The organism is Streptomyces celluloflavus (genome assembly GCA_000720995.1).
GTDB classification, from domain to species: domain Bacteria; phylum Actinomycetota; class Actinomycetes; order Streptomycetales; family Streptomycetaceae; genus Streptomyces; species Streptomyces celluloflavus.
In genome coordinates this window covers 240,155-251,143 of the sequence record JOEL01000015.1, presented here as the reverse complement: position 1 = coordinate 251,143, position 10,989 = coordinate 240,155, and the positions used below count along the sequence as shown (strand labels likewise).

General features: G+C 64.4%; 11 protein-coding genes and 1 pseudogene. 3 read left to right on the top strand and 9 right to left on the bottom strand.

The window, feature by feature from the left end:
- Positions 1-95: 95 nt before the first annotated feature.
- A pseudogene (locus IH09_RS37340) lies at positions 96-257 on the bottom strand (acyl-CoA thioesterase); the annotation flags it as partial.
- 264 nt (positions 258-521) lie between these two features.
- Between IH09_RS37340 and IH09_RS37335 the strand changes: the two are divergent.
- Positions 522-1,319, top strand: coding sequence for an AfsR/SARP family transcriptional regulator (locus IH09_RS37335; RefSeq protein ID WP_190233321.1), 798 nt, complete (start codon positions 522-524; stop codon positions 1,317-1,319).
- Positions 1,320-1,471: 152 nt separating this feature from the next.
- Here IH09_RS37335 and IH09_RS40670 read toward each other — a convergent pair whose 3' ends face one another.
- The 8 genes from IH09_RS40670 to IH09_RS17080 form a co-directional block, all read right to left on the bottom strand.
- Positions 1,472-1,975 (bottom strand): S26 family signal peptidase, encoded by a 504-nt coding sequence (locus tag IH09_RS40670; protein ID WP_110952364.1) that lies wholly within the window; start codon positions 1,973-1,975, stop codon positions 1,472-1,474.
- Positions 1,972-3,756 carry an ABC transporter ATP-binding protein gene (locus tag IH09_RS37325; RefSeq protein WP_205379818.1) on the bottom strand — a complete coding sequence of 595 codons (1,785 nt, stop codon included), beginning with the start codon at positions 3,754-3,756 and terminating at the stop codon, positions 1,972-1,974. Before IH09_RS37325 ends, IH09_RS40670 begins: the two co-directional genes overlap by 4 nt.
- A gap of 28 nt (positions 3,757-3,784) precedes the next feature.
- A complete protein-coding gene (locus tag IH09_RS17100; protein WP_052857119.1) occupies positions 3,785-4,342 on the bottom strand; it encodes a TlpA family protein disulfide reductase in 558 nt (185 codons plus the stop codon).
- A 168-nt stretch (positions 4,343-4,510) separates the two neighbouring features.
- Positions 4,511-4,852, bottom strand: coding sequence for a hypothetical protein (locus IH09_RS39095; RefSeq protein WP_143682228.1), 342 nt, complete (start codon positions 4,850-4,852; stop codon positions 4,511-4,513).
- A 10-nt stretch (positions 4,853-4,862) separates the two neighbouring features.
- Complete coding sequence (locus tag IH09_RS17095; protein ID WP_190233319.1) at positions 4,863-5,489, bottom strand: hypothetical protein; 627 nt, start codon at positions 5,487-5,489, stop codon at positions 4,863-4,865.
- Positions 5,480-6,949, bottom strand: coding sequence for a hypothetical protein (locus IH09_RS17090; RefSeq protein WP_052857117.1), 1,470 nt, complete (start codon positions 6,947-6,949; stop codon positions 5,480-5,482). Before IH09_RS17090 ends, IH09_RS17095 begins: the two co-directional genes overlap by 10 nt.
- The gene (locus tag IH09_RS17085; protein ID WP_052857116.1) at positions 6,946-7,803 is read right to left on the bottom strand and encodes an ABC transporter ATP-binding protein; all 858 of its coding nucleotides are present in this window, start codon (positions 7,801-7,803) and stop codon (positions 6,946-6,948) included. Before IH09_RS17085 ends, IH09_RS17090 begins: the two co-directional genes overlap by 4 nt.
- Before the next feature lie 118 nt (positions 7,804-7,921).
- A complete protein-coding gene (locus IH09_RS17080) occupies positions 7,922-8,116 on the bottom strand; it encodes a hypothetical protein (protein ID WP_052857115.1) in 195 nt (64 codons plus the stop codon).
- 942 nt (positions 8,117-9,058) lie between these two features.
- On the opposite strand from IH09_RS17080, the gene IH09_RS17075 reads away from it, so the two are divergent.
- Together IH09_RS17075 and IH09_RS17070 are read left to right on the top strand one after the other, a co-directional pair.
- Positions 9,059-10,231, top strand: coding sequence for a sensor histidine kinase (locus IH09_RS17075; protein ID WP_052857114.1), 1,173 nt, complete (start codon positions 9,059-9,061; stop codon positions 10,229-10,231).
- Positions 10,228-10,890: a response regulator gene (locus IH09_RS17070; protein WP_052857113.1), complete on the top strand. Its 663-nt coding sequence runs from the start codon at positions 10,228-10,230 to the stop codon at positions 10,888-10,890. Before IH09_RS17075 ends, IH09_RS17070 begins: the two co-directional genes overlap by 4 nt.
- The last annotated feature ends 99 nt before the right edge of the window (positions 10,891-10,989 follow it).

The following is a 10,989-nucleotide window of genomic DNA, read 5'->3' as shown; positions in this document are numbered from 1 at the left end:
GAAGTCACGAACCCCCGCCAGCTGACGGACCATCAGCCGAGCACACTCCAAAACAGAGCTCTGACCAGCAGCGATAGCGAACTGCGACTGGAGTACTAGTCGTCCAGCCCCTCAGCCACCCGCTGCTCCCGGAGTTCCTTGATCGCGCGGCGCCGGGCGAGCCGGTGTGTGCGCCGGATCTGCGCCTCCTGGTAGCGGCGCCGGTCCTTCTCCGTTTCCGGGATCACCGGCGGGACGAACCGCGGCCTGCTCCCCGCCAGCCCACAGAGGCGAAACGGCCCGCAGAAGAACAGACGGATCGTCACGAATTATCGAGGCCAGCGGCCTGAGCACATGTGGAGATGCTCTCGCGACAGGCGCTGCGCCAGGTTCCGTTCGGCCCATTTTCTTTCGAGCACTAAGGGTGTCACCAGTTCCAGGAAAAGTGGCTCATTTGGCAGCAGGAAGTGAAATACTGACAGGGATCCTGCATGATGCCCGCAATGATTCACGAGTGACATTCTCAAGAGGTAGAGGTCGTGATGTCTTTCTTCATACTCGGTCCCCTGAAGGTCAAAGTCGCCGATCAGGAGCACTCTATTGACACCGCGCCCGTGCGAGCCACACTGATTGCACTCCTCCTTGAAGAAGGGCTTCCGGTGCCCATCCCTGTCCTACTGAGAAGAATATGGGAATTCCCACCAAAAACGGCGGCAAACAATCTTCGATTACACATCTCCCGCCTGCGTGGGCAGCTCAGCTTAATTGATCCGATTTTCCGAGCGAAGATCACTACTATACGCGGCGGCGGTGGCGAAAGCGGAGGGTACCGCTTGCATATCGGTCCGGATGAACTCGATTTCACCCGCTTCCAAAGGACAGCCACTCGCGGTCTACATGAGCTCCGTTCAGGCTGCACCGAAAAGGCTCGTTCTTCTCTAACTCAGGCGCTGTCCTTGTGGCGCGGCCCGATCGGTCAGGGGTGCAGCCTGTCAAGCCGGGCCAGGGCTCAGTTCGACGCCGCCGAACAATTGAGGAGCACCGCTCGAGAAAGCCTAATAGAGGCACTAATCAACCTGGGCCAGTCGGCAGAGCTCATTCCAGAAATCCGGAAGATACTTGAGCTGGAACCGCACCGGGAAAAATCCTGGGAGAATCTCATCCGCGCGTACTACTTGAGCGGAGACATCGCCAAAGCCTTGGACGCCTGGGAGATCGCCGTCTCGACCATCGGAAATCAGTATGGCCTGGATCTTTCACCAGACATCCAGAGACTTCACTTGGCTGTACTCCGCAGGGACACCGAAACGATCCGCGCATTCGGAAGTGCACTCACATAAGCAGTGAATGCCTCAGGCGCCGGCCGCTCTGGAGCGTATACGTTCCAGAGCGGCCGGCACCTGAGGGCGCACCTCTCAGAACCTGGAAAAAATAAAACAACAGGCTATGAGGCATGCGGGTGAATTTTCTGCGCTTTTCGACATTCGCCTACCTAGTACTCGCGACAGGGACGCCCGCTTATCACTTTCCCGAGGATTGCGCCGAGTGGCAGATATCCGTGGTGTCGCGAATCGACACTGTTCACTGGATTATCACCCAGCGCCACGAATGACCCCTGTGGCACTACCTCACCCTGCACTCGACTGCGGACCTGAGGCGGCACTAATTCTCCTGGCACGGCTGCGACTCTCTTAATCACCCAAGAGTCCTTGCGGACGTAGTCGGCAGTCACATGGGGTTCCCACGATACAATCTCATAAGGTCGCGCCTCAGCCTGTAGCTGAGCCAAGGTTCTAGGCTGACTGGCGAGAACCACGATATCCCCGGCCGCGATTCGCGATTGAGGCACCCGGCGGGCCAACACCCTGTCACCGGGGTGAAATGTCGGCAACATGCTGACGCCAGATATCTTGACGCTGATGAGGCGCTTACGCAACCAGAACAGTAAAGAAGCAGCACACGCTCCTGCTCCAATGGCACACCACAACAATATCATTGCTGCACCTCTGAATATTCATCCCGATATCCCTTGGCTTGGATGGCAAACATACGAGCATAGAGGCCACCGAGAGCGACAAGTTCATCATGGGTTCCTCGCTCTGCAATTTCCCCCTCTTCAAGAACCACTAAGAGGTCCGCGTCCCGCACCGCGCCAAGTCGATGCGAAATCAAGATGCTCGTCCGACCCTGGCGATGCTTCCTTAACCCTACGTGAATTTCATACTCGGTCTCAGCATCCAGACCGGAACTAGGCTCGTCGAGTATGAGAAGATCGCGAGAGCCTCGCATATAAGCTCGAGAAAGCGCAATTCGCTGCCACTGCCCACCAGAAAGTGTGACGCCGCGAGCGTTTCCTAGCACCCCACCCGCAAAAAAAATCCGGGAAAGCAGAGTATCGTAACCGTGAGGGAGGGATGAAATGAGATCGTGAGATCCCGCGCTGATTGCAGCCGCAGTCAACGCTTGTTGATCCTGTGACCGCGACAAGTCACCCAGCCCTATATTCTCGCCTGCCGAAAGATCATAGTTCATGTAGTCCTGGAAAACTGCCCCTATACGCTCCCGTAGCTCATTGGGTTCCATTTCCCGGAGATCGACACCATCCCAGCGAATCGCCCCTCTATTAGGGTCGTACATCCGACACAGCAGCTTTATCAGCGTACTTTTACCTGCTCCGTTGCGGCCGATCAGGCCCAGAGTCTGTCCGTGCGGAACGACGAGGTTCAAGCCACGTAGAATCCAGGGCTGCTCCGCAGAGTATCGGAACCATACATCACGGAATTCTATCCCCTGGGATAGCGGTGTAGTTGGAGATGGATTACTCGGCACTGGAAGATCCGGTTCACTGTCCAGGATCTCCAGGAAGTGTTTGAAAAGCAGGAGTTTCTGATGCACTTGGGCAATTTCCCGGAGCAAAGCAACACTGGCTGACTGCACCCCAGCGATCGATGAGATCAGCAGCGAGACATCCCCGATAGAGATTCGACCACCGGCCGCCGCAAGGACCGCCCACAGCAGGGATCCACCGGCGAACAAAGCCGTCGCGCAACCCGTCAGGGCCTGGACAGCAAGTTCACTTCGGTCCAGCCGGGAGGTCTCGTGGTTAGCCTTACGACGTTCTATGAGCATCCGGGTGCGAAGGTGTGTCCCGGTACCGAACAGCCGTATCTCCTTGGCTGCCTGGACACTGGTCAGCAGGTCACGGTAAAAGATCTCCCTGCGTTCCACTGGGCCAAGTTCCCACTGTAGTGCGGCGCGCCTCCTTGCCAACCACAGTTGCGCGCCGAGAGCGGGGAGCGCGGACGCGAACACAAGGATCGGCATCCACGGGGAAAGTACAAGCAATGAACCCAGGAAGCCGATAACCATGACGGTAGTACGCACGATGGATAACGCGCCGGCCACTACTGCTCCGGGGGTGGTACCGCCGTTCTGCAAGGCGAGACGCAGGCGGTCCAGGAACTCGGGTTCCTCAAATCTGGCAAGTCCTACGAACCGTTCGGTGGTCAGAAACAACTGGTCCTGGGCGAGCAGCCCTACCCGGCGCTCGGTCTCCTTGTTCACGTACACCATGACATGCGGCAGTAGTCCCGTGAGGAGGCCGATGCCGCCCAGGGCACACCCCAGGATCGCGGCCCGGTCGACGTCCGTTTCTCCGCGGCCAAGCATGTCCAGCAGGAGTTTGGTCACCCAGGCCAGAGCAAGCGGCACCATCGCACTGACGATGGTGGAGACGAGGTACAGACCGATCAGCCACTTGCCGGCCTGCCAGGTCATCCTGAGGGCACGAAGGGTGCTCCGCATTTCAGGCGGCCTTGGCGGGCATCAGGTTCAAGTCCTCCACCAGGGTGCCGGCGGCTGTCACGGCACCATCGGAGTTCAGCAGAGCGAAGGCTGGATACCCTTTCACGCCAAGCGCGGCCGTGACTGCTCCGCCGTACTCTTCCGTAACAACTCGGGCCACTGGTGTGAGCTTGTCCCGTTTCCCGGCCACGTGCTCCGAGTCGCCGACAACGACCGCGAACACCTGGTCCTTGCCCCCGGGGAAACTCCGTGCGAGCTCGAGAAATGCTGGAAGTCTCTCGTCACAGGACGAGCATCCATAAGCGAACACTCCGACCAGAGTCGCCCCCGTGGCCAGGTCCGCTTGTGATAGCGCTGTGCCGTCAACGGTCACGGCGTCGAAAGCCTCAACCGTCTCGCCCACGTCAAGCATTACTTTCGGACCGGAACCCTGTGACCGGTTCCGCTGGGACAGTAGATCGGTGTGTTCCCGGAGCCTGCGCACAACGCCGAAAGTGAAGGCCAAATTGAGGACGCCCAATGCTCCGACCAGGGCAACCAGTGGGTACAAGTAGGACATAGCAACCTCTGTTAAGTAGTGAGCTGAAAAGTTCCGCGATGTTGTCGGTGCGCAGCGCCCCCTGCTGATGACAGCCGCGCAGAGCCTCGCTGTCACAACTCCCGTCGCCCCATTGGAGCGGTCAAGCTGACTGTCATCAGCCCGCCAATGACCGCGTCGGCCAACAACTCAGGATTCGCGCGCGACGTGCGACGACCCGGCGGGGTGCCGAAGCGTTGGCAGAATACCCGGCGGCTGCGTCGAATAACTCGGCTGATTGCCACGGTGAATGCGCTCAGCAGGGAACACGCCGGAGAGAGAAGGAGCCAGCTCCGCAGCCTGCGTGCCGATGAGGGCGACCGTGGCTGCTTTCGCTACCGCCACGGCCCAAGTTGCGGCCTTGGGTAGCAGTCTGGGTAGCCGATCGCCCACGGCATCAACGAAGTCGGCGGGCCGCGGCCTCGTACGAGCTTTGCCGATGAACGAGGCGAGGACGGCGATGTCGATGGATGCCCGGCACTCGATGTGCACGTCGTCGCTGTCATCGGGCCACGTCCCGGTGCGCGAAGGCGAGGGTCAGCAATGGCGCCGGCAGCACCGACAGCCAGGCCCGGTGTATCTCGCCCCACCGGGGACTGCCGGGGTAGGGCCAGACCTCTTCCACGTAAGGCAGCGTGCTCATCGCGATGATGAGGAGTGCGGCCGCTCCGATCACCGCGGCGATCCGTTCGGGCCGTTGCCGCACGGCGACGGCGGTGCAGGCCAGGCCGATGAGCAGGCTGACGGCCGCCTCGGTCACCAGTCCCGGCGTCTGCATTTCCGTGCCGTCGGCCAGTCGGGCCGTCAGAAGGAGCAAGGTCCCGGCCCAGGCGGCGGCAGCCGCACCCGCAACGAGCAGCGTACGGATCCACTGCCTCAGCCAGCGGGGCACCGGGGCCACGGCGGTGGTCACCGCCGCTGCGTCCACCAGGGCGAAGCCGGCCGCAGCACCGAGCAGCACTCCGGCCATGCGCAAGGTGACCATGGCGTTCGCCGGTTCCACCGTGGAGCCGGGCGTCGTCACCAGCGCCAGCCCGAGCGACACCACGGCCGCGGCGCTGACGGGTACCCAGTCGATGGCCCGGATCAGCGGTGGGACGAGGACGCCGGGACGGCAGATCACTCGCATGGAGTCCCCTTCGGTGTCTCGGAAGCGGCTGAGCGGTTCAGATTCAGGAGCGGCAGAGCCTCATCGAGGGTGGTGGCAGGGGCCGTGAGAGCGGTCCAGTTGGCCCGGATACGCTCTCGGGCGCCGGACTGCGCCAACAGCCGGCGTGCGTAGGCGAGTTCGGCCGGACCGTAGTCCACCGCGCCGAGGTCGGAGGCAGGTACCACACGCTCCGTAGGCTTGCCGCTGTCCGTACGGACGGAACTGCGGGTGCTCGTGGCGGGCAGCGGCTCCTCGGTCTGGCCGATCAGCCACAGCGCCACAACGGTCCGGGCCCGGCCCCGGGCATCGCAACCGGATGGCCCTGCGCCGCGCTGAGTTCCCCGCGGGAAGCCGGTTGCCGCCGCGGCCATCTGAGCTGCCAGGGCCCGTCGGGAATCCCGCTCGGCACCGTTGCGCCCCCACGACATCGTGGTGAGGATGTTGCGGCTGGTGACCGTGGGATCGAACGTGCCGGTTCCGGCTCGCTGAGTGATACCGGGCAGGCGGTGGCGGAACGCCGTCGGTACCGCGGCCACCACCGGCCCGACCGCATCCCGCCAGAGCGGAATCCACCCGGCGTAGGAGGGAAACGCGCAGTATCTAGTGGTCTGTAGCGTTTCACAGTGATCGGCACCGGCGGTGACGGAGCGCGTCGACTGCCGGAGGTCTTCGGTGCGCGCCGCGGCGGCCGCGGCCGGGGAGTTCAGGGTCAGAGTGAGGGCGACCGCCACGGCCGCCGCGCTCCCCGCCCCGGGGAGGACAAGCCCAGGATGTCTGCTGCCATGCCGGAGCAGTGCTGCGGTTCCGACAGTCAGTGTCAGCGCGGCGGCATAGAGCAGATGCCAGGCAGGCGGCCGTACGGGGTCGATGGCGAGCTTCGGGTAGGGCACCATCGGCAGCAGCCAGGACTGGGGGAACTGCACCAGGGTCCAGAAGAACAGCAGGATGCACACGGGGGCTGCGAACAGGTGGGGGATCCATCGTCCGACGGCTGCTCCCAGCACCGCCATCAAGGCGACCGGCAGTACGCCGGCCGGGAGTTCACGCACGTCGAAGTGGCCGACCGGACGGCTGTTGATCAGCAGTCCGGCTATCTGCATCCCCATGGCCACCGCGGCGTACGCCATGGCCACCAGCGGGTACGCGACCAGTACGGCGAGCGTGCGGGTCTGCGCCCGTACCGGCAGCGGGTCCGTCAGTTCCAGGGCGTCCGCTCGCCGGTCCCGCAGGATCGCCAGGTTGGCTGCCAGCATCGCGCCGGCACCGATCACGAGCGCCGAAGTGGCCGTGTCCACCCCCTCCACGGACCAGTTCGGCATCTCGTGCCAGGTGGAGACGGTCCGCCCGGTCACCGTCAGCAGTGTCAGCAGCCACAGGAGCGGGCTGCGCAGTGCGATACGCGTCTCGGCCACGACGAGCGCGAACAGCGGTCGGCTCATGCCCCGGCCCTCGCGCCCGTGCCCAGGAACTGCAAGTACCCGTCCTCCACAGTGGGGGCGACCGGGGTCCCGTCAGGCGGGCGCTCGCCGACCACGCGGTACCGGCCGTCGGCCGTACGCCAGAAGACCTGGGCCGCCGCGGGCTGTCTGCCGCTGGCCCAGACCCGACCGCTCGCCGCGTCGGCGAGCTCCGGCGCGGTGCCGTCGAACACCACCTTGCCCTTGCTGAAGACGATGACCCTGTCGCACAGTGCGGCGATGTCCTCCGTCTGGTGCGTGGAGAGCAGCACGGTACGCCCCTGACCCAGGCGCGAGGCCAACGTGCGAAAACGCATGCGCTGTTCGGGGTCGAGACCCACTGTCGGCTCGTCGAGGATGAGGAATTTCGGGTCGCCGATGAGCGCCTGTGCGATACCGAGTCGCTGCCGCATACCGCCGGAGAGTTTGCGGACCCTGGTGTCGGCGGCTTCAGTGAGATCCACCTCCGCCAAGACGCGCTGGACCTCGTCCTTGCGTATGCGCCGGTCGGTGACTTCTTTGAGACGCGCGATGTAGTCCACCATCGCCGCTGCCGTGAAATGCGGATAGAGTCCCGGGTTCTGCGGCAGGTAGCCGATGAGCTTGCGTAATTCTGTGCGCTGCGACCGGCGCATCGGGTCGAGCCCGAGAATTTCCATCCGGCCGGAGTCCGGAGTCAGGGCGGTGGCCAGGCAACGCAGCAGCGTCGTCTTTCCTGCCCCATTGGGGCCGAGCAGGCCGATGACACCTTTCCCGAGTTCGAGATCGAGCCCCTCGATTACCACCTTGGAGCCATACCGTTTGCCCAGTTCCCGCACTTCAACGCTTGTGTTCATATCAAACTTTTCGGTAGACGGTCGTCGGATAGACTCGGGCCATGGGGTGTCGCGCCTTCTACGACGAGGCACGACACCCCATGTTTTACCTATCTAACGAGTGCTCACCGAGCATGCCTCAGCAGCCGCAGCCGCAGCACTCGTATTCGGTCCAGCTCTTGCCATCGCTACAGGTGATGTAGTGCGCACGCCGCCACCACCAGAACGGGCATTCGCCGTCGCAGTAGTTGCGGGCCTCGCTGCACGAGGCCGCCGCGGCCTCCACTTCAGGCACGACCAATGCAACCAGCCTGTCACTGAGCTTCGCGAACATTTCCCCTCCTTTAGGTTTTCTCATCTTCACGTCGAATCATTTCGACTCCGTGAAGATTAACTGGCGATTGCATAGATGTTGCATAGGTTCCGCATTCGTGCGCGCAACCAGCATTCTTCGGCTCCGGACGCTTGCGGATTCCGGTGCTGCCGAAGTTCGGCCAACCCACATTGGTACGGCCGCAGAGCCGTGCATTCCGTTTAGAGCATTACATTCCGCTTTTCGAGGAACTGCACCTCAGCGGCCCGGTCGCCGAAGTAACCCGGAGCGGAAATCACCGTGCCCGCTCCTTCGCCACCCGGAATCGCCCCCTTGATCAAGAAGACCGTGTGGCCCACGGCGACGGAGCCGTGGAGAGATGCCGCATCCACGGCTCGCCCTTCTGTCTCTTCCGTGGACCGGCTCATCGCGCATCGGCAGATCGCCGGGCAATGCCCGAGCGGCCTCGGGCCGACGCCCTCACGCCGAGCGAGGGCTGCACGATGCGACTCCCGGCCGCACCAACTGAGCCACCGCGAGATGCCGTTGCGGCGAGTGAGGGCCCACAGCCCCCCAGCGGTACCGACGGCGTGGGCGCGACCAGGATGAAGAGCATCCGCAGTAAGGCTGCGCCGTCGGCTTCGTGGGGACCGGAGAACCCGGCACCGCGCTGTCCTGGCGGCACGGCGCAGGACACGTGGTGGGCTGCGTTCCTGTTGCCGTAGCGCTCGACGAGTTCGCTGACTTCGATCACGGTGTCGATCCTGCCGGGCGCGGCCGTGTACGGCATCGGCCCGTCGGCGGCAATCCGGAGGGCGCCATTGGTCCGTGGGCGTACTCCCGGAGGTCAATGTCTCCTGAACAGGGAGTGGTTAGTCTCGCGGCATGAATGCCCATTCCGCTCACCCCGCCGTCACTGAGCACTTCGCATGGCAGCTCCGGACTTCGAGGAGGGCATCAGCGATGAAGAAGACGAATTCCCTGTCCCTTGCCGGGGGTTTCTTATACCCCGTCGCGCTGTTTCTCCTGCTGGGAGGCGCGCCGCAGGCCCCGCACGCCGTCCATGCCATCGGGGCGTTGCTGGCCATGAGCCTGCTTGTCGGGGTGCTGCGACACGCGCCGCTGGTGGCCTTGGCCCTGATGCTCATGGGTTCCACCACCGTGGTGCTGTTCACCCACGGATACCCGCACAGCTCGTCCCTCTCCTACCAGAGCCGGTTCCTGTCGTATCTGGCAGTGGACGTCGTTCTGGGCGTCGTCGTCGCCACCAGGTCCCGGCGTACCTCACTCATCGCCGTGGCCGTAACGTTCGCCGTGCAGTTCACGGCCGTCGCCGGTCTCTCGCGCGGACCGCTCGCCCTGACCGGCACCGGCGTGATCGCCCTCTTGGCAGTGGTCACCTCCTGCGCCGTCGGCCAGCTGATCCGCGAGCGCCGCGAGCACGCGACGGCGTGGCGTTCGCAGGCGCTGGCAGATGCGGTGACCGCTGAGCGGCTCCGGATCGCCCGCGAACTGCACGACATGGTCGCGCACAGCATCGGCATCATCGCGATCCAGGCCGGCATGGGCAGACGCGTCATCGACACACAGCCCGCCGAAGCCCGTAACGCACTGGACGCCATCGAGGCCACCAGCAGGGAGACGTTATCGGGACTGCGGCGCACGCTGGTCGCCTTACGCCGCACGCACCCGGACGAAGACCCGGCGCAGACGCCGCTCGTCCCCTCGCCGGGCCTCAAGGACATCGACCAGCTGGCCGCGGCAACCGCACAGGCGGGTGTCCGTGTCGATGTGCACTGGAGCGGAGAGCTTCGGCAGTTGCCGCCAGACGTCGAACTGTCCGCCTACCGCATCGTGCAGGAAGCGGTGACCAATGTCGTCCGTCATGCGAGCGCCGGGTTCTGCCAGGTGACCATCGCCTGTCGGGACGACGCGCTGTCCTTGGAGATCGTCGACAACGGCCGCGGTATGCCGGACAGCACGACGGACCGGGGTTTCGGCATCACCGGTATGCGAGAGCGGGTCCGTCTGCTGCACGGCCGCTTCAGCGCCGGGCCGCGCCCCGAGGGCGGCTTCCGGGTGGCGGCCGACCTGCCGGCGCCCCTGCCCGTCACGGACGGGGCGGCTGCCCGGTGACCATCCGAGTCCTGCTCGCCGACGATCAGCCGTTGGTACGGTCCGGCCTGCGCGTGCTCATCGACGGTACGCCCGACCTGGATACCGTCGGCGAGGCCGCGACGGGCACGGAGGCCGTCGCACTGACCAAGGACGTACGCCCCGACGTGGTCGTGATGGACATCCGGATGCCCGGCATGGACGGGATCGAGGCCACCCGCCTGATCACAGCCGACGCCGGGGCACCGCGCGTGCTGATCCTGACCACCTTCGACGAGGACGACTACGTCTACGGCGCGCTCCGCGCCGGCGCGAGCGGATTTGCCGTCAAGGACATGGCGCTGGACGACATCCTCTCAGCGATCCGCGTTGTCGCCGCCGGCGACGCCCTGATCGCACCCGGTGTCACCCGCCGCCTGATCGCGGACTTCCTCGACCGCCCCGCGCCCGGACCGAAACGCCCCCCACGGCTGGTGAAAGGCATCACCGAACGGGAGCGGGAAGTACTGACCCTGGTCGGCCTCGGCCGTTCCAACAGCGAGATCGCGGACGAACTCGTCATCACGGCAGCCACGGCCAAGTCCCACGTGGCACGGCTGCTCAGCAAGCTGAGCGCGCGGGATCGGGTGCAACTGGTGATCATCGCCTATGAGACGGGACTGGTCGCGCCGCCCCGCTGAGAACTCCGCGTAGCCACATCCCCAGACCGCCTGGACATGTCCCAGCGGCTCTCCGTCCGTCCGTCTCCGGTCAGCACCACCAACCGGGCCCGCGGCCGT